This window comes from Leisingera sp. ANG-DT, assembly GCF_000813785.1.
Taxonomy (GTDB): domain Bacteria; phylum Pseudomonadota; class Alphaproteobacteria; order Rhodobacterales; family Rhodobacteraceae; genus Leisingera.
On the sequence record NZ_JWLE01000011.1, the window covers coordinates 186,697 to 205,133 of the forward strand.

19 protein-coding genes are annotated in these 18,437 nt (G+C 61.8%); 14 read left to right on the plus strand and 5 right to left on the minus strand.

Annotated features, from left to right (window positions below; translation table 11 throughout):
* The first annotated feature begins 10 nt into the window (after window positions 1-10).
* Window positions 11-943, plus strand: a complete 933-nt coding sequence (locus RA21_RS12795; protein ID WP_039149439.1) for a LysR family transcriptional regulator — start codon at window positions 11-13, stop codon at window positions 941-943.
* Here RA21_RS12795 and irrA read toward each other — a convergent pair.
* Complete coding sequence (gene irrA / locus RA21_RS12800; protein ID WP_019297188.1) at window positions 908-1,324, minus strand: iron response transcriptional regulator IrrA; 417 nt, start codon at window positions 1,322-1,324, stop codon at window positions 908-910. The two genes, RA21_RS12795 and irrA, sit on opposite strands and share 36 nt — an antisense overlap.
* 215 nt (window positions 1,325-1,539) lie before the next feature.
* Between irrA and fabA the strand changes: the two genes are divergently transcribed.
* The 3 genes from fabA to RA21_RS12815 are packed head-to-tail and all read left to right on the plus strand — an operon-like array spanning window position 1,540 to window position 4,122.
* Window positions 1,540-2,049, plus strand: coding sequence for a bifunctional 3-hydroxydecanoyl-ACP dehydratase/trans-2-decenoyl-ACP isomerase (gene fabA, locus RA21_RS12805; RefSeq protein ID WP_019297189.1), 510 nt, complete (start codon window positions 1,540-1,542; stop codon window positions 2,047-2,049).
* Between the two features lie 45 nt (window positions 2,050-2,094).
* Window positions 2,095-3,324 carry a beta-ketoacyl-ACP synthase I gene (gene fabB, locus RA21_RS12810; protein ID WP_019297190.1) on the plus strand — a complete coding sequence of 410 codons (1,230 nt, stop codon included), beginning with the start codon at window positions 2,095-2,097 and terminating at the stop codon, window positions 3,322-3,324.
* Window positions 3,325-3,330: 6 nt separating this feature from the next.
* Entirely contained in the window at window positions 3,331-4,122 is a 792-nt protein-coding gene (locus RA21_RS12815) for an enoyl-ACP reductase FabI (RefSeq protein WP_019297191.1), read from the plus strand.
* Window positions 4,123-4,211: 89 nt separating this feature from the next.
* On the opposite strand, the gene RA21_RS12820 is transcribed toward RA21_RS12815, so the two are convergent.
* Window positions 4,212-4,640, minus strand: coding sequence for an FKBP-type peptidyl-prolyl cis-trans isomerase (locus tag RA21_RS12820; protein WP_019297192.1), 429 nt, complete (start codon window positions 4,638-4,640; stop codon window positions 4,212-4,214).
* A gap of 137 nt (window positions 4,641-4,777) precedes the next feature.
* Here RA21_RS12820 and RA21_RS12825 point away from each other — a divergent pair, with 137 nt between their 5' ends.
* The 9 genes from RA21_RS12825 (at window position 4,778) to RA21_RS12865 (ending at window position 13,210) form a co-directional block, all read left to right on the plus strand.
* The gene (locus RA21_RS12825) at window positions 4,778-5,464 is read left to right on the plus strand and encodes a haloacid dehalogenase type II (protein ID WP_039149442.1); all 687 of its coding nucleotides are present in this window, start codon (window positions 4,778-4,780) and stop codon (window positions 5,462-5,464) included.
* Window positions 5,465-5,471: 7 nt separating this feature from the next.
* Window positions 5,472-6,302 carry an alpha/beta fold hydrolase gene (locus RA21_RS12830; RefSeq protein ID WP_039149445.1) on the plus strand — a complete coding sequence of 277 codons (831 nt, stop codon included), beginning with the start codon at window positions 5,472-5,474 and terminating at the stop codon, window positions 6,300-6,302.
* Window positions 6,299-7,276, plus strand: a complete 978-nt coding sequence (locus RA21_RS12835; RefSeq protein WP_039149447.1) for a threonine ammonia-lyase — start codon at window positions 6,299-6,301, stop codon at window positions 7,274-7,276. Before RA21_RS12830 ends, RA21_RS12835 begins: the two co-directional genes overlap by 4 nt.
* Before the next feature lie 45 nt (window positions 7,277-7,321).
* Window positions 7,322-8,518: an endonuclease/exonuclease/phosphatase family protein gene (locus tag RA21_RS12840; protein WP_039149450.1), complete on the plus strand. Its 1,197-nt coding sequence runs from the start codon at window positions 7,322-7,324 to the stop codon at window positions 8,516-8,518.
* Window positions 8,519-8,588: 70 nt separating this feature from the next.
* Complete coding sequence (gene pcaD, locus RA21_RS12845) at window positions 8,589-9,380, plus strand: 3-oxoadipate enol-lactonase (protein ID WP_019297197.1); 792 nt, start codon at window positions 8,589-8,591, stop codon at window positions 9,378-9,380.
* A complete protein-coding gene (locus tag RA21_RS12850; RefSeq protein ID WP_039149453.1) occupies window positions 9,373-10,083 on the plus strand; it encodes an alpha/beta fold hydrolase in 711 nt (236 codons plus the stop codon). The genes pcaD and RA21_RS12850 overlap by 8 nt, the downstream gene beginning before the upstream one ends.
* Window positions 10,083-11,420, plus strand: coding sequence for a class-II fumarase/aspartase family protein (locus RA21_RS12855; RefSeq protein ID WP_039149456.1), 1,338 nt, complete (start codon window positions 10,083-10,085; stop codon window positions 11,418-11,420). The genes RA21_RS12850 and RA21_RS12855 overlap by 1 nt, the downstream gene beginning before the upstream one ends.
* Before the next feature lie 124 nt (window positions 11,421-11,544).
* Window positions 11,545-12,651 carry a Zn-dependent alcohol dehydrogenase gene (locus tag RA21_RS12860; RefSeq protein WP_039149458.1) on the plus strand — a complete coding sequence of 369 codons (1,107 nt, stop codon included), beginning with the start codon at window positions 11,545-11,547 and terminating at the stop codon, window positions 12,649-12,651.
* A 187-nt stretch (window positions 12,652-12,838) separates the two neighbouring features.
* On the plus strand, window positions 12,839-13,210 hold the full coding sequence (locus RA21_RS12865; protein WP_019297202.1) for a metalloregulator ArsR/SmtB family transcription factor: 372 nt from the start codon (window positions 12,839-12,841) through the stop codon (window positions 13,208-13,210).
* Window positions 13,211-13,286: 76 nt separating this feature from the next.
* Here RA21_RS12865 and RA21_RS12870 read toward each other — a convergent pair whose 3' ends face one another.
* Both RA21_RS12870 and RA21_RS12875 read right to left on the minus strand, forming a co-directional pair.
* On the minus strand, window positions 13,287-14,138 hold the full coding sequence (locus RA21_RS12870; protein WP_019297203.1) for a fumarylacetoacetate hydrolase family protein: 852 nt from the start codon (window positions 14,136-14,138) through the stop codon (window positions 13,287-13,289).
* Window positions 14,139-14,161: 23 nt separating this feature from the next.
* On the minus strand, window positions 14,162-17,203 hold the full coding sequence (locus tag RA21_RS12875) for an ABC transporter transmembrane domain-containing protein (RefSeq protein WP_446720196.1): 3,042 nt from the start codon (window positions 17,201-17,203) through the stop codon (window positions 14,162-14,164).
* 151 nt (window positions 17,204-17,354) lie between these two features.
* Here RA21_RS12875 and RA21_RS12880 point away from each other — a divergent pair, with 151 nt between their 5' ends.
* Entirely contained in the window at window positions 17,355-17,747 is a 393-nt protein-coding gene (locus tag RA21_RS12880) for a DUF3307 domain-containing protein (protein ID WP_039149460.1), read from the plus strand.
* A 174-nt stretch (window positions 17,748-17,921) separates the two neighbouring features.
* On the opposite strand, the gene RA21_RS12885 is transcribed toward RA21_RS12880, so the two are convergent.
* Window positions 17,922-18,380, minus strand: a complete 459-nt coding sequence (locus RA21_RS12885) for an Lrp/AsnC family transcriptional regulator (RefSeq protein WP_019297206.1) — start codon at window positions 18,378-18,380, stop codon at window positions 17,922-17,924.
* Window positions 18,381-18,437: the final 57 nt, after the last annotated feature.

Below are 18,437 nucleotides of genomic sequence, written 5' to 3' on the forward strand. Positions count from 1 at the left end.
CCTTCGCCTCATGTTATATTTAACTCTGCGCCACTACGAATACATCTGCGCCGTGGCCCGCCATGGCAGTCTGTCCGCCGCGGCGGAGGCGGTGCATGTCAGCCAGCCTGCGCTTTCCGCAGCGCTGAGCCGGATCGAGGAGCACTTGGGCCATCCCCTGTTCCTGCGCCGCCGTGGGGCGGCACTGACGATGACGCCGCAGGGCAGGCTGTTTGCTGAAAAGGCGCACGTGCTGCTGGAGCAGGCTGCCCTGCTGGAGGACCCCAAGGGCGCGGGCGCCGGGCAGCAGCGTCTGCTGCTGGTTTGCTTCTCCGATCTTGCCCCTTTCCTGCTGGCCCCCGCCCTGAAGGCGCTGCGTCTTGCCATGCCAGAGGTGGAAATCAGTCACCGGGCCTGCGGATTTGAGCCGCTGATTACTGCCCTGTCCGACGGTGAGGCTGATCTGGCGATCACCTATGACCTTGGGCTGGACGCGGGTTTCAGCCGGGCGGAATTGCAGCGGCTGTCACCGCATGCGCTGGTGCCACCAGACCATCCGCTGGCGGCACGCGCCGGTATTTCTCTTGCAGAGCTGGCAGAGCACCCGCTGGTTCTGTCGCAGGAGGGCCTGTCGGTGCAGCATATGCTGGGGTTGTTCAAGGTTCATGGACTGGTACCGCGGATTGCGCACCGGGCGGATTCGCTGGAGCTGTTGCGCAGCCTCGCGGCCAATGGCGAAGGCGCCGGCATCAGCTACAGTCTGCCGCCTGGCAGCATGAGTTATGATGGCAAACCCTTGTGCGCTGTACGGGTCACCGATGCGGGAGCTGAAGAGCCGGTGATTCTGGCCGCACATGCAGAGCTGCCAGAGGCCTCTGCAGCCCATCAGGCCTATCGCATCCTGCAAAGGGAACTGGGCGCCGCCGGGTCAGACCTTGCGCAGACGGATCACCACATCGACTGAGGCAATCTCCATCCCTTCCGGCGCTTCCGGCAGCTTGTGAATCACAAGTTCCTGCGCCGGCGCATCGCTGACGCGTCCCTCATCCTCCCAGAAGAAATGGGGATGGTCGTGGGTATTGGTGTCGAAATAGCTTTTGGAGCCGTCCAGCGGGATTTCCTGCAGCACGCCGGCATCGCAGAAGGCACGCAGCGTGTTGTAGACAGTGGCCAAAGACACTGCAGCACCGTTTTTCTTGGCCGACTCGAACAGGCTTTCCGCTGTGATATGGCGGTGCTTGCCGTCGCCCACCAGCAATTCGGCGAGCGCGACCCGCTGCCGGGTGGGTCTCAGCCCGGCATCTGTCAGCCAGCGTGTGGCCACTTCTTCGGTGTTTGGCGTCATGAGCAGGTCCTGCGTCGCGTTGCTGACCGTATATATAGGAGCAACACCCCGGGTTTTTCAAATGAAATTCATTCGCAGCTGGCAGGCCTTTTCCGGGGCATCCGCGGCACAATCAGTGCAGGAAGTGACGCTGGGTACCCTTGCAGGACCCTTTCACCGGGTGTTACAGGGATCCAGATATACATACACGAACCTCAGGCAGGAGATGCGCCCGGATGGCCGATTACCCCAGCAGCTTTGACAAGGACGATTTGCTGAAATGCGCGCGCGGTGAGCTGTTCGGGCCCGGCAACGCCCAGCTGCCGGCGCCGCCGATGCTGATGATGGACCGCATTACCGAAATTTCCGGTGATGGCGGCGAGCATGGCAAGGGCCATGTGATTGCTGAATTCGACATCACCCCGGACCTGTGGTTCTTTGACTGCCATTTCCCCGGCAACCCGATCATGCCGGGCTGCCTGGGCCTGGACGGCCTTTGGCAGCTGACCGGTTTCAACTTGGGCTGGCGCGGCTGGCTGGGCCGCGGCTATGCGCTGGGTGTGGGTGAAGTGAAGCTTACCGGCATGGTACGCCCCGACCGCAAGATGCTGACCTACCGTGTCAACTTCACCAAGGCCGTGCAGACCCGCCGCCTGACCATGGGCGTCGCCGACGGTATCGTCGAAGCGGACGGCGAAGTGATTTATCAGGTCAAAGATATGAAAGTGGCCCTGTCCGAAAGCTGATACGCTTTCCGGCGGGACATAAGTCACAGAAACAGGAGTACGCACATGCGCCGTGTCGTCGTCACCGGTTTGGGGATTGTCTCCTCCATCGGGAACAATGCCGAGGAGGTCACCGCCTCGCTGAAAGCCGGGAAATCCGGCATCGTTGCCAGCCCGGAAATGGCTGAGCACGGCTTCCGCAGCCAGGTGGCCGGCACGCTGAAGATCGACGTGGCCGAGCATGTGGACAAGCGCACCCTGCGGTTCATGGGCCCGGGTGCGGCCTATGCCCACATCGCCATGAGCCAGGCGATTGCCGATGCGGGCCTGTCAGAGGATCAGGTGGTGAATGAGCGCACTGGCCTGGTGGCAGGCTCCGGCGGCCCGTCGACCTCTGCCATGCTGACCGCGCATCAAACCGTGCTGAAGTCCGGCGCAACCAAGCGGATCGGTCCGTTTGCGGTGCCGAAATGCATGTCCTCAACCATTTCCGCCAACTTGGCGACCGCGTTCAAGATCAAGGGCATCAACTACTCGATCACCTCGGCCTGCTCGACCTCCTTGCACTGCATCGGCAATGCTGCTGAACAGATCATGATGGGCAAGCAAGATGTGATGTTCGCCGGCGGCGGCGAGGAGCTGGACTGGACCCTCTCCTGCCTGTTCGACGCCATGGGCGCGATGTCCTCCAAGAAAAACGACGATCCGGAGAAAGCCTCCCGCGCCTTTGATCAAGACCGCGACGGTTTTGTGATCTCCGGCGGTGGCGGCATCGTGGTGCTGGAGGATCTGGAGCACGCGCTGGCCCGCGGCGCCAAGATCTATGCCGAAGTAACCGGATTTGCTGCAACTTCCGACGGCCACGACATGGTTGCACCGTCCGGTGAGGGCGGCGAGCGGGCGATGCGCCTGGCGCTGTCCACCCTGCCCGAAGGCCGCAAGGTGGATTACATCAACGCCCACGGCACCTCGACCCCGGTTGGCGATGTCGGCGAAGTCGAAGCCGCCCGCCGTGTCTTCGGCGAGGGCAGCGTTCCGCCGATTTCTTCGACCAAGTCAATGACCGGCCACGCACAGGGTGCTGCCGGCGCGCTGGAGGCGATCTTCTGCCTGCTGATGCTGGACAACGACTTCATCACCCCGTCGATCAATGTCGACACCCTCGCCGAAGGCATCCTGCCGGGTGAGATTGCCACCAGCCTGGTGGAAAACGCCGGCCTCGACTCGGTGATGACCAACAGCTTCGGCTTTGGCGGCACCAACGGCTCGATGGTTCTGAGCAAGTACAAGGGATAAGTAACGATGGCGGGACTGCTGACGGGCAAACGCGGCCTGATTATGGGCGTGGCCAATGACCGCTCCATCGCCTGGGGCATTGCCAAGGCCATGGCGGAGGCCGGGGCTGAGCTGGCATTCACCTACCAGGGCGAAGCCTTTGGTAAACGGCTGGAGCCGCTGGCGCAGAGCGTCGGATCGGATTTCATGGTCGATGTGGATGTGACCGATGATGCCTCGCTGGACGCGGCGTTTGAGCAGCTGGCAGGCCGCTGGCCCGCGATTGACTTCGTTGTCCACGCAATTGCCTATTCGGACAAGAACGAGCTGACTGGCCGTTTTCTGGACACCAGCCGGGCGAACTTCAAAAACTCGCTGGATATTTCCGCCTATTCCTTCATCGAGGTGGCGCGCCGCGCCTACCCGCTGATGAAGGACAACGGCGGCACCCTGCTGACGCTGACGTATCAAGGCTCGAACCAGGTGGTTCCGAACTACAACGTGATGGGCGTGGCCAAGGCGGCGCTGGAATCGGCGACCCGCTATCTGGCCAACGATCTGGGCCCGGAAGGCATCCGCGTGAATGCGATCTCTCCCGGACCGATGAAGACACTCGCTGGTGCCGCCATCGGCGGTGCGCGCAAGACCTTCAAGCACACCGCCCAGAACGCGCCGCTGCGTGACAACGCGACGCTGGAGGCTGTTGGCGGCACCGCTGTCTACTTGGCGTCCGATGCAGGCGCCTGCACCACTGGTGAGATCATCCGGGTCGATGGCGGCTTCCACATCCTAGGTATGCCGCAGCCGGATCACCTTTGATGTTTCGATCTATTTGAGCAAAAAGAAAAGGCGCCCTTTCGGGCGCCTTTGTTTTTTAGCAAACCTGTCCAGCTTTCCAGCCCTCTGGTTCAGTTCACCGAAACCAGCTCAATATCGAACACCAGATCCTTGCCAGCCAGGAAGTGATTGGCGTCGAGCGTCACGGTGTCGTCGCTGACTTCCACCACCGTCACCGGCAGCACTTGGCCATCGGGGCTTTGCATCTGCAATTGAGTGCCAAGGTCCAGCGGAATGTCCGCCGGGATGCCTTCACGCGGGATCTCCTGGCGGGCGGCAGGGTTGATCGGGCCGTAGGCCTCAGTGCAGGGAATTTCGAGGGTTTTCTTTTCACCCGCGGTCATGCCTTCGAGACCTGCATCCATGCCTGCGATCACCTGGCCGGTGCCGACCGTGAATTCCAACGGATCGCGCCCCTCGGAACTGTCGAAAACGGTGCCATCCGTCAGCTTGCCTGTGTAGTGAATGCGCACGGTGTCGCCGTTCTTTACCCCGGTCATGAGACCTCCAATCGGTTGCGGGTTGATAAAGGGGCGCAGCCTAGCGCCCGCGGACGTGATGTAAACCCGTATGGGTACAATTTCCCGCTTTGCCTGCTCTGCTGCTTCATGCAAGGCTCGCCGCAGGGGAGAGGACCATGCCGATTACCACCTGTATATTCGACGCCTACGGCACGCTATTCGATGTCGCTGCCGCTGCGCGGCAAGCCGCCAGCGAGGCGGAATTTCCGCACCTCCAGGACAGTTGGGCGGAGCTTGCCAGCCATTGGCGGCTGAAACAGCTGCAATACACCTGGCTGCGTGCCATCACCGATGCACATGCCGATTTCTGGGACGTCACACAGGACGGGCTGGACTGGGCAATGGAGGCAGCCGGGTTGAGCGGCGACGTGGCGCTGCGGCAGCGGCTGTTGGACCTGTACTGGGAATTGCAGGCTTATCCGGAAGTGCCTGCAATGCTGCAAGCACTGAAGGATGCAGGATTGAACACCGCGATCCTGTCTAACGGTTCTCCCGCGATGCTGGATGGCGCGGTGCAGTCGGCGGGGCTGGGGAGCGTTCTGGATGATGTGCTGTCGGTGGAAAGCGTCGGCATCTTCAAGCCGGACGCCCGGGTTTACGACCTGGTCGAAGAGCGGTTTGGCTGCGCCAGGGACGAGGTGCTGTTTGTCTCTTCAAATGGTTGGGACGCGGCCGGGGCCACGGGCTATGGTTTCGTGACTGCCTGGGTAAACAGGGCGGGAGAACCCGTGGACAGGCTGCCGTGGAAACCCGCGCATATCCTGCCGGACCTGACCACAATCCCGGACCTTGCCAAGGGCTGAACCGCAGATGCCATTCTTTGACACTTCGGACGGGCTGCGCCTGCACTACACAGATACCGGAAAAGGCCTGCCTCTGCTCTGTTTGGCGGGCCTGACCCGCGACAGCCGGGACTTCCGCTATTTTGCGCCGCATGCCGCGAATTTCCGGATGATCACCCTGGACGCGCGCGGACGCGGACAGTCGGATCACGATCCGGACTTCATGAACTACAACGTTCTGCGGGAGGCGCAGGATGTTCTTGAGCTGCTTGGCCACCTGGGCCTCGGCCAAGTTTCCATCCTTGGCACTTCGCGCGGCGGGCTGGTGGCAATGACGCTGGCGGCCATGGCGAAAGACAGGTTGTCAGCAGTAATCCTGAATGACGTCGGCCCGGAAATCCCGCCCGGCGGCATTTCACGGATCATGGAATATGTGGGCCGCCGTCCGGCGGCAAAGAGCTGGGACCAGGCCGCGGAGACGCTCGGCGCGCTGATGGCGCCCGCCTTTCCGGACGTCCCCCCTGCCCGCTGGCGGGAGGAGGTTGAAACCTTCTACGATGAAACGCCCGAAGGGCTTTCTTTGCGCTATGACCCGCGCCTGCGCGATGCATTGCTGGCGCAAGCCGAAGCAGGTCCGCCACCGGATCTGTGGCCGCTGTTCCTGGCGCTGGACGGCCTGCCCTGCGGCGTGATCCGCGGCGCAAATTCCGACATTCTGAGCGCCGGAACTTTCGCTGAGATGCAACGCCGCTTGCCCGCCTTGCAGGCCCTTGAGATAGCCAACCGCGGCCATGTGCCCTTTCTGGACGAGCCGGAGGCGCTCGCCCTCATCCATTCAGTTCTGGACCGGATCAAATGACTTCAATTGCAATGATCAAAGCCGCGGCGGAGCGGCTGAAGGGCCATGCCCGCACGACCCCGCTGCTGTCCTCGCCGTTTCTGGACGAGATTGCCGGACGGCGCCTGCTGGTGAAGGCGGAATGCCTGCAGCACACCGGCTCCTTCAAGTTCCGCGGCGGCTGGTCGGCGGTCTCGGCACTGGGTGAAGAAGAACGCAAACGCGGGGTGATCGCCTATTCCAGCGGCAACCACGCGCAGGGGGTGGCCGCGGCAGCCAAGGCGCACGGCACGCCTGCGGTGATCGTGATGCCGGCTGACGCGCCGCAGCTGAAGATCCGGAACACCCGCGATCTGGGCGCGGAAGTAGTGCTTTACGACCGCGCAGGCGGGGAAAGCCGTGAGGCGGCAGGCGCCAAATACGCCGAGGAACGCGGGCTGACGCTGATCAAACCCTATGACGAACCGCTGGTGATTGCCGGCCAGGGCACCTGCGGGCTGGAGATTGCGGAGCAGGCCGCAACTGCGGGCATCGCCAAGGCGGATGTGCTGGTCAACTGCGGCGGCGGCGGGTTGTCTTCGGGGATCGCCCTGGCGCTGGAAGCTCGTGCGCCGGGCCTGCGGGTGCGGCCGGTGGAGCCGGAGGGGTTTGACGATGTGACCCGGTCGCTGGCGGCAGGCGAGATCCGGCAGAACCCCGGTTTGTCCGGCTCCATCTGCGATGCGATCCTGACACCGCAACCAGGCGAGATCACCTTCCCCATCCTCAGCCGCCTGTGTGGGCCGGGCATTGTGATCACCGAGGACGAAGCGCTGCAGGCCATGGCGTTTGCTTTCTTGCGTCTGAAGATCGTGCTGGAGCCCGGAGGCGCGGCTTCCTTGGCGGCGGCCCTGTTCCATGCGGATCAGATCGATGGTGAGGCAGTGATTGCCGTCGCCACAGGCGGCAATGTGGATGCAGAGCTGTTCCGGGAGGCGCTCTCGCGCTATGCTTGAGCCCTGACCGCGTGATTGTCCGCGTGGCAGCCAAGGGGACACGTCATGACACGTTTCACCATCGCCTCGTTCAACGTCAAAAACCTGATCGGCCCGGAGCGGGAATACTACCGCTTTCAAACCTATACGCCGGAAGAATACGCTTGGAAGGCCGATTGGATGGCCGACCAACTGCTGACGCTGAACGCGGATATTGTCGGGTTTCAGGAAGTTTTTGAGGAAGCGCCGCTGCGGCAGGTGATTGCGGAAACGGACCGCCGCGGGGCAGAGGCGAATGCGGCCAGTATTCCGGACACAACCAAACGCTATCACCGCAAGGCGATTTTCCGGAAGCTGGCCTATGGCTCCTATGCCGAGGCAGAGCTGGCTTTTGCCCCCAACCTCAATGACACGGACGAACCGGGCAGACGGCGCCCCGGTCTGGCGGTGCTGTCGCGTTTTGGTTTCGAGGGCGAGCCCGAAGTGATCCAGGATCTCGCGCAGCCGCTGGATATTCCGATGGCCTGCCTGGGCGAAGAAGAAGACGCGGGTTTCTATACCCTGCGCCGTTTGTCGCGCCCGATCCTCAAGGTGCGGGTGCCCGTTGGCGATCAGGTTATCAGCGTCTTCAACTGCCATCTGAAATCAAAACTGGGTGAATACATCAAACCTCAAGGCGCCCCCTACCCGCCCGAAACCGTGCTGACGGCCTATGATGCTGCCGGCCGGGCGATGGGGTCCCTGCGTGCGGCCTTACGGCGGATGGGAGAAGCCTGGGTACTGCGCCGAGCGGTACTGGACGAGCTGGAACAGGGCCGCCCGGTGATGGTGCTGGGGGATTTCAATGACGGCGAACATGCGGTCAGCAGCGAGATCATCTCCGGTGAGGTGCCATTCAGGAACTACACCTGGATGCTGCGCCACGATGCACAGCACCCGGGCGACCGCTACAGCGAGGCCGAGGACGCGCAGATCCGCGAGGCCATCGACCGGGTGCGCTTGCGGTCAGCTGAAAAAATGTTCCTGAAAAAATCGTTGCGCGACGTGGTCTACACCACGGCCTTTGGCGGCGTGCATGAAAGCATTGACCAGATCTACATGTCCCGCCATTTCGACCCGGACTGGCGCGGGGCGGTCGGCAAGATGCACTATTACAGCGTCTTCAACGACCATCTGACCGATGGCAGCCACCCGGAGGCGCCGTACAACAAGCTGGCCTCGGACCATGGCCAAATCATGGCCCATATGGAGCTGCACGGCTGAGCCCTGCCGATTGCTTTACCTCCCTGCCCCGGCACAGGTAGACTGCGGCGGAGCAGAAACGAGGTACCCCATGCAGATTGCAGACCTGGGCGATGTCCAGCTTCACTACCGCGTTGACGGTGACGCAGGCGGCGCCCCCATCGTGTTTGCCAACTCGCTCGGCACGGACCTGAGGGTCTGGGATGCTGTGGTAAAGCGGCTTCCGTCAGGCCTGCGCATCATCCGGTATGACAAGCGCGGGCACGGACTGTCCTCCTGCCCATCTGCACCGTACTCGATGGGTGCGCTGGTGCGAGATGCGGAGCGGCTGATGGACCACCTGGAGGTGCGCGACTGCATGTTCGTGGGCCTGTCGATCGGCGGCATGATCGCGCAGGGACTGGCGGTGAAGCGGCTGGACCAGATCCGTGCGCTAGTGCTGTCAAACACCGCCGCCAAGATCGGCACCGCCGAGATGTGGAAAGAGCGCGTCCAGGCCGTTCAAAGAGACGGCATCGAGGCGCTGGCCGATGCAGTGATGGAGCGCTGGTTTGCCCGCGGTTTCCGTGCCACGCCTGAGCTGCAATTGTGGCGCAATATGCTGGTGCAGCAATCGCGCGACGGCTACGCAGGCTGCTGCGCGGCAATTGCGGGCACCGACTTCTATACGCCCACCAGCGGGCTGAGGCTGCCCTGCCTGGGCATCGCAGGATCAGAGGACGGCTCCACCCCGCCCGACCTGGTGCGCGAGACGGTGAACCTGATCCCAGGCAGCCAATTCCACCTGATCCGGCGCGCGGGCCACATTCCCTGTGTCGAGCAGCCGGATGAATACGCTGAGCGCCTGACGGCCTTCCTGAGGGAGACCGGACACATTGGCTGAGTTTCTTCTTGTTCATGGTTCCTGCCACGGCCCCTGGTGCTGGCGCGATGTGATCCCGGCGCTGGAGGCCCGCGGCCACACGGCCCGCACCACGAGCCTGCCCGGCCATGCCGACGGGCGCGATCCCGCAGGGGTCACATTGGCCGAAACGGCAGAGGCAATTGCCGCAACCTCCACTCCTGACACCCTGATCGTCGGGCATTCCTGGGGCGGTTTTCCCATTTCTGCGGCCGCAGAGGCGCATCCAGAGCGATTGCGCGGGCTGATCTACCTTTGCGCCTATCTGCCGGTCAGCGGCATGTCCCTTATCGGCATGCGCAAGGCAGGGCCCCGGCAGACCCTGGAAGGCGCGACCCGCAAGAACGAGGCAGGCACCGCATACAGCCTGGTGCCGGAGACCACGCCGGACCTGTTCTATCACGACTGTCCGGCCGAAGCGGTGCGCTTTGCCATGGAAAACCTCTGTGCACAGCCAATCCTGCCGCAGGACACGCCGCTCCGCCTGAGCGAACGGTTCGAGGGCGTGCCCAAAACCTACATCCGCTGCACCAAAGACCGGGTCATTCCGCCGGAATACCAGGCTCAGATGGCGGCCCGCCTGCCGCCCGGGCGGGCACATGATTTGAACACATCCCATTCGCCCTTCTTCGCCGACCCAGAAGGTCTGGCAGAGCTGATGGGGCAGATTGCAAAGGACTTCTGATGGCAGGTTCTGTCTTTGACAGCCAAATCTATAGCGGCCTATTCAGCAGCGGCGAAGCCAGCCGCCTGTTTTCAGACAGTGCCGAAGTACGCGCCATGCTGCTGGTGGAGGGTGCGCTGGCCAAGGCGCAAGGCGAGGCAGGTGTGATCCCGCAGGAAAGTGCCGCCGCGATCGGACGCGCTGTGGTCGAGATCGCCGTTGACCCGGGCGTGCTTAAACGGCCCGCGGGGCAGAACGGCGTGCCGGTGCCGGGGCTGGTGGCCGCGTTTCGCGAAGAAATGAAGGCGCCCGAGCATGCTCAGTACGTGCATTGGGGCGCGACCTCGCAAGACATCATGGATAGCGCCCTGATGCTGCGGCTGCGTCAAGTTCTGGCGCTGGTCGAGGCGGACGTGAAGGCCGCGGTGCTATCGCTTGGCAAACTCGCCAAGATGCATGCGGAGCTGCCGATGGCCGCCCGCACCTACGGGCAGCATGCAACCCCTACCAGCTTCGGCGCGGTGGCGGCGGCTTGGGGCACCCCGCTGCTGAACCTGCTGGAAGAGCTGCCCGGATTGCGGCAATCCTGCCTGATGGTGTCCCTGTCCGGCGCGGCGGGCACGTCCAGCGCGCTGGGAATGAAGGCGGCAGAGGTACGCGCCGCCATGGCAAGGGGGCTGGCCTTGCAGGATCCGGGGCGCAGCTGGCACACCGACCGCACACCGGTGCTGCGCATCGCGGACTGGATGCTCCGCGTGACACTGGCCTTTGGCAAAATCGGCGAAGACTGCACTGCGCTGGCGCAAAGCGAGGTTCAGGAGATATCGCTCGGCGGAGCCGGCGCCTCTTCCACCATGCCGCAGAAGCAGAACCCGGTGTTCCCCTCGATGCTGGCGGCGCTGGCCCGGCAGGGCAGCGGCTTGTTCTCTGTCCTGCAGGGCGCCTCAATGCAGCAGCATCAGCGTGATGGGGCGGCTTGGTTCACCGAATGGATGTGCCTGCCGCAGATCGTTCTGGGCGCGGCAGCTGCCGCAAGAACCGGAAAGGAGCTGTGCGCGACCATTGCGCCGCGCACTGAGGCCATGGCGGCTGCGCTGTCGTCCGGGCTGGGCCTGATCCACGCCGAAGCACTGAGTTTTGCCCTGGCTGCGCATATGCCGCGGCCCGATGCCCAGGCGGCGGTCAAAACCTTGTGCCAGGAGGCTCAGGCCTCGCAAACCCCGCTGCGGGATCTTGTGGCGCGGGACTATCCGGACCTGGATTCGGATGCCTTGTTTGACCCCGCCAGGCAGATGGGCCATGCCCCCTGGGAGGCCCTTCAGTTCAGCAAGAAAACCGGCAACCTGCGCAATCCCTGACAGGATTGTGCCCGGCAGCGCGCAGGGCGACTTCCGTGACGTTACAACGCGTCCCGCCCTGCGCATTCCCGCTTGATGCAACCACCCCGGCGCGTCACCCTGACTGCAAACGGGGAGGATAATCATGCAAACCATCAAAGCCGCTGTCTGCCATGAATTCGGCGCCCCGCTGGTCATCGAGGACGTGCAGCTGGCGCCGCCCGGCACGGGTGAAGTCGAGGTCACGCTGGACGCGGTTGCAATCTGCCACAGTGACATTTCCTTTGCCGAAGGCGCCTGGGGCGGGCATCTGCCTGCGGTTTACGGCCACGAGGCCGCCGGGGTGATCTCCGGGGTCGGTGCAGGCGTGCAGGGTTTCAGCGCTGGCGATTCCGTGGTGGTCACACTGATCCGCAGCTGCGGCACCTGCCCTTCCTGCGCGGGCGGCAGGCCGGTGATTTGCGAAACCCCCTATGACACTGTCAAAGGACCACTAAGAACGTCCAGCGGTGAACCGCTGGATCAAGCGATGGCTTGCGGCGCGTTTGCCGAGAAAGTTGTGGTGGACCAGCGTCAGATTGTGAAGATCCCCGCAGACATGAGCAAGGACGCGGCAGCGCTGATTTCCTGCGGGGTGATCACCGGTGTTGGGGCGGCAGTCAATGCCGCCGGGCTGCGCGCAGGCCAGGACGTGGTTGTCATCGGCGCAGGCGGCGTCGGCCTCAATGCCATACAGGGTGCCCGGATCGCCGGCGCCCGCCGCATCGTCGCTGTAGACATGAACCCGGAAAAACTTGAGGCCGCAAAGGAATTCGGCGCGACACATGGGGTTCTTGCAACCGAAGACAAACCCTGGAAGGCCGCCTGGAAAGCTCTGGGCGGGCGCGGCGCGGATGCAGTGCTGGTCACCGTCGGCGCAATACCGGCCTACGACCAGGCGCTCCGCTACCTGGCTCGAGGCGGCAAGGCGGTGCTGATCGGAATGCCGCACTCGGGAGCGAAGGCCGTTTACGAACCCGTCGTGCTCGCCGCCTTGGGTCAGGGGCTGATCGGCTCCAAGATGGGCGACACAGTGATCCAGCGGGACATTCCCTGGATTGTGGATTTGTATCAGCAGGGGCGGCTGAAGCTGGATGAACTGATTTCCGGCCGCTGGTCGTTGGACCAGATCAACGAAGCGATTGCCGACACGAAGACAGGAAGCGCAAAGCGCAATGTTGTTGTGTTCAGCCGTGGGAGCACCTCTGGCTGACCCTCCAGGATACGGCGGCAAAGCGCTGCAAAAGCCTTGGCACCGCAAATTGCAAGGCTTGCTTCTGCCGCCTTTCCTCATTTGCGGAGATCGCCTCGGATGGCTTTGCCATGCCGATTGCACGGATGTCACCGGTGGCTCTCCGCCGATCATGGCATGAAACGCAACTGCTGGATGACTTGACCACATGAAGGGGGCAAGCTGCGGGAAAATAATTGCAGGAAATGAAGCAGTGTCCCCGTCAAACAATACCGGCAGCCCGCCGGAAGCAAACATGCAGGAGAGTGCTGCCGCCGCAACGGCCTTCCTCAAGACTCTTGCACATGAAGGAAGGCTAATGATCCTGTGCTACTTGAGTGCAGGGGAAAAATCGGTCAGCGAACTGGAAGCGTTATTGAATATGCGCCAGGCGGCAGTGAGCCAGATGCTGGCCCGGCTGCGGGAAGACGGGCTGGTCAAGCCACGGCGCGAAGGCAAAGCGGTTTACTACTCATTGAACAACGGCAACACGGAAGAGATGATTGCATTGCTATACAAACAGTTCTGCAGCGATACCTAAGCGTAAACTACCGATCCCTATTGAGGCCAAGCGAACAACTCCGGATTTGGTTGGCCGGGAGGTGCCTCAACGCGGTCTACTCCTCGTCAGCTCTGACCCTTTGAATTTGCACTCCTAGCCCTTCGATCTCCAGGCGCATCACATCACCGGGTTTCAGATAGTCCGGTTCGGGCTTGGCCCCCATGCCGACGCCGGGCGGGGTTCCGGTTGCGATCACATCACCCGGATGCAGCGTCATCAGCTGGCTCAGATGCGAAATGATCTGTGCCACAGTGAACACCATTCGACTGGTGCTGCCAGTCTGGCGCCTTTCGCCGTTCACATCACAGGTCAGCCACAGGTTCTGCGGGTCTGGCACTTCATCCCGTGTCACAAGCCAAGGGCCTATGGGGCCGAAGGTGTCGCAGCTTTTTCCTTTGGTCCATTGCCCCGTCAGCTTGGTCTGGAAATCCCGCTCTGACACATCGTTGATCACACAATATCCAGCAACATGGTCCAGCGCCTGTTCCTCGGAAACGTACTTAGCTGCGGTGCCGATCACCACGCCCAGTTCCACTTCCCAATCCGCAGCAACTGAACCGCGTGGCAAGATCACATCGTCATTCGCCCCGGCTATCGAAGAGGCGGCCTTGAGGAAGAGGATCGGATGTTCGGGAAGCGCCATCCCCATTTCCTCTGCGTGGTCAGTATAATTAAGGCCGATACCAAGAAATTTTCCCACTTGCCCAACGCAAGACTCCAAGTCCGGTGTTCCTTCGACGACCGGCAGGGTTGCGCTGTCCAGCGCTGCCAGCCTGGCCAGTGTTGCGTCATCCAGCACAGGGCCGGTGATGTCCGGAATATGGGCTGACAGATCCCGGATGGCACCACTGCTGTCCAGAAGTCCTGGCCTTGTCCCTTCGCGCGACCGGTATCGCAGCAGCTTCATTTTTGCCTTCCTTGTTTTGAGGATCAGTTGGAGACGTAACCCGCCACCACCTGCAACAGCTTGAACGCCGTGGAGGCATCGTTTTCGACCACCGCCAGGAATTCTTCCTCACCGATCCGCAAGCAGCGCAAGTCAGTCGTTGCAGTCATGCTCAATGCCCGCGGCTCATGACGGATCAGTCCCAATTCGCCGACCAGTCTTCCCGGGCCCACGGTAGCAATCAGACGATCTTCTTCACCCTCCTGCGGCAAATGCAGCCCGGCTTCGCCCTCCAGGATCATGTAGGCGCCATCGGTCGCCTCGTCGTCTTTTAGAAAGACCACCTCGCCAGCCTTGGCCTCATACCAGCGTGCGCCGAAGGCAAGCAGGCGCAGCTGACGGCGGTTCAGGCCGGAAAACAGCTCTGTCTGCTCCAGCGCCCGCAGCTTGCGCGCCAGATCCTGGCTCGCTGCCCCGTCCGCTGTTGCGGCGGCTTGTGCTTCATCGCTGACCAGCCGGCCTTGGCGCAATTCGTAGAAGACGTCGAATACATCTGGGCTTTGGAAACTGGGTGCCAGGTAAATCAGAGTCGTGTCCGGCAATAGCTTGCGCAGGTTCTTATGAACCGCAACGCGGGTTTCCAGATCATAGCTGGCCATCGCGGAGTCGAGGATCAGGATATCCGGCCGTTTGATCGTTGCCCGGCAGAAAGCAAGCGGCTCGGCGAAACTGGCCGCCAGCCCCTGTCCGCCCACGGCGATCGGCATGTCAAAGATCAGTTCCACCACCTGGTCGCGCAGGTCCTCGCGGACCATCAGATCCGAAACAAGCTTGCGCACCTCGTCTGCCTTGGCCCCGGCCGCGTCGGAAATTTTGCCGAACAGCGCATTTTCAAGAACTGTCAGACTGGGGGCAAAGGTTTCTTCGCTGAAAGGCACGAACCCGGCGCCCAGCGCCTTGAGCAGGCTGTCGCCGTGGCTGCGGCGGAAGCCAAGGATGCGCTCCTTCATTCCGTCCTCGAAGGCCGGGCCGATCTGTTCTGCCGAGATTGTGAAAGGCACGATCAACAGTTGCGCCAATTCCTCCCGGCTGAGCTTGGCGGCATCAGTTGCACCGGGCTTATCAGCCAGCGCAAGTGCGGCCTCATAAGCGTCCACGTCCAGACCCAGCTTGCGGAAAAGCGGGTGGCCGGTGCCGTCCATGCCGAAAATTTGCCGCAGCATTTCGACCACATCGCGGGTCAGCGCAACCAGCCCCTCATCCAGCCCCAGCTGTTTAAGCTGGTCCAGGAATTCTTCCTGCCGGTGCAGCATCTCACCCGTCATAGCTTCCTGCGAAGCTGCGAACAGAAGGTTTTCGGCAACCGGCAAGGCCGGGTTATAGCTTTCCTCGTCCAGGAAATGCACATGCACGTCCAGACCGGCTTCCACGACCGCTTTGCGCACCGCCGGGCGCAACTTGACCAGCTGCTCAGCCAGGTCCGGGTGCGCCGGCGCTTCGAAATACTGATCAATGCCGCGGCGGAACAGCGCGGTGTCCGAGCCAATGCCTTCGACGAGTTTCAGCCACCATCCGCGAAGCTCGTCCTCACTGGAGAACCCAGCCAGTTCGGGATCCAGCCATGGTGCATCAAATGGGTCCGGGCTGTTGCCGGCAAGCTTCGCGATTTCCAGCTCTTGAAGATTGCGTGCCTCACCCCGCGGGCGCATCCGCATCGGCATCATCACGTTGTCTCCAAAAGACCCCTGAAACAGAACCGGACGCGAGGTGGCGTAGCCGATGCGTGCTGCGACGGTTGCCTGGTGCAGCCCGGCGAGGCTTTCCTCTGCCACCGTCACGGTTCCGGAGGATGGCAGGATTTCACGGGTCAGCAATTCCGCCAGGGCACGCCGGTCTTCCTCGGAAGGTGCCGAGATGCCAACAACCTGCCCAGCGGGGAACGTGGCGCTCAGCTCTTCCAGAACCAGATTGCCGTCCGTGTCCCGGACACTGACAGAGTCAAGTTTCACATCGCCTTGCAGCCGGCCCAGTTCCTCGGGCTCACCGCTGAGCAGGTTTTCATCGACCATACCCTGAGGTGCAAAGCGCTCCAGAATCACCTCCCAGCGCAGGCTCATGTCCTGGGTCTGATTGTAATAGGCCAGTAGTTCCTTCCAAGGCGACGCCAGATCCTTGTAGGCCGCCAGCGCCGCCACCAGCGCGCCCAGCGACACCTTGCCCTGCAAGACCAGATAGCCGCCGACCGCATAGAAGAAAAACGGGGTCAGCTGCGTGATGAAGTTGTTAAGAAACTTCATAAAGAACTTTTTCTGGTAGATCACGAAGCGGATCTCATAAAGCCGCCCCAGCCGGGCGGTGATGATCGCCATCCGGTAGCGCCAGCCGCCGTTGATCCTGAGTGTCGACGCCCCCGCAGCGCTTTCACCGATTTCCGTGGCCAATGCCCGCACCTGCTTGATGCGTTTTTTGTTCAGCAGGTTGATCTGCCGCTGCAGCATCGGGATCAGCCACCCCTGCAGCGGAATCAGCGCAATCGCTGCCATTCCGAACCAGAAATTCTGCAGAAACAGAAAAAACAGAATGGTCAGCATCTGGCCTGCCTGCAGCACCGGCTGGCTGACCGCATCCCCCATCAGCCCGCCCATCGGCTCTGATTCAGATGTGACCATGGACACCAACTCACCCTGGCTGACCCGCTCAAAATAGGGCTGCGGGAAGCGCAACACCCGGGCGATCAACTGATACCGGAAACGGCGCAGCATCCGCTCTGCCAGCACCCCCTTCATGGTATTGATCCGCATTTTCAGCAGGCCGTGGCACAGCACCGATAGCAGGAAAGCCCCGCATAGGATCCAAAGGAAGGTCAGCTGATCGAAACTTTGCCCCAGCACCGTGATGGTTGAACTTTCGGCGCCGATCGCGTCGTTGATGATCCGCTTGGGGAGTTCCAGCGTAAGGTAAAGCAGCGGAAACAAGCAGGCAGTCACGACAAGCAGTATCAGCTGGTCGCGTTTTGAGTATTTCCAGATGAAGCGGAATAGAGAGCGCTCGATGGGGAAAGCTCCGTAATTGGCGGCATCAGGCAAGGCTGTTCTATGGGTAGCGCGGTTTGACCGGCACAGGCAATGGGCAGAAACCGGCCTTGTCCCGTTACGGAACCTTGCAGCCGCAACATTTGCCAGACGCCAAAAAATCCGTAAGGTTCCAGCCAAGTATACTTTCAGGAGACTTATTGGTTTGCCGGAATATGTCGGATCCGTTCTGCTGCTGCTCTGCGCTTTGCAGGTGAAGCACCTGTTTGCCGACTTTTTCCTGCAGACTCCCAAGATGCTGTCTGGCCGCTGCGCTTATGCGCACATGGGCCGCGCGCAGCATGCCGGTGTTCATATGGTAGGATCCGCCTTGATTTTCCTTCTTTTCGGCGCACCAGTGATGTTCATCCTGGTGCTGGCCGCGCTGGAATGGGTGGTCCATTTCCATATCGACTTCGGCAAAGCCCGCTTTTCTGAGCGCAAGAAGCTAAACCCGCAGCAACCAATGTTTTGGCAAGCCATGGGATCGGACCAGGCGCTGCACCAGCTCACCTATATCGCCATGGCCTGGGCATGGGTGAAATACGCTGCAATGTGATAGAAACTCCAGTTTAGGGCCGTCCCCTGCCCTGGGGTCTTTTTGCAAAGAAGATGCCAAAAGAACGCTCTGGTGTTCTTCTTTGGAGAAACACTCCTGCCCCTCTTCTCGGCAGATGGCATATCCGCCGGGTGGATAACCATGCGCTGCTAGCGCTTTTTTCAGGGTACTTTTTCAGGGTACTATGGGCTTGTCCCGCTTGATCGTCCGCAGAACGACATTGGTCTGGGCGCTGGCGACCGCAGGCAGCCGGAACAGGAAGCTTTCCAGAAACCGGTTGTAGGCCTCCAGATCCGGGGCTAGCACCCTCAGATGATAGTCCGCCTGGCCAGTCGTGGCGTAGCATTCCTGCACCAACGGGCTGGTTTCCACCGCGCGGATGAACTCCACCAGCTTGTCCGGATCATGCCGTGTCAGATGCACATGCACGATAGCCTGGAATCCGAGCCCCATGGCTGGCGCGTTCACTACGGCACCGTAGCGTTCGATGATCCCTGCCTCTTCAAGCGCTCTCACCCGTCGCCAAAGGGCTGAAGGAGACATGCCCACGGCCTCTGCCAGGTCGGCGTTGGAGATGCGAGAATCTTCCTGGAGCAGGGTCAAAATCCGGCGGTCGCGGTCGTCGATCTTCATTTTCCGGTCATTTCTTCCACAAGGCAGGAAAATTTTGGATAACATAACCACAAGAAA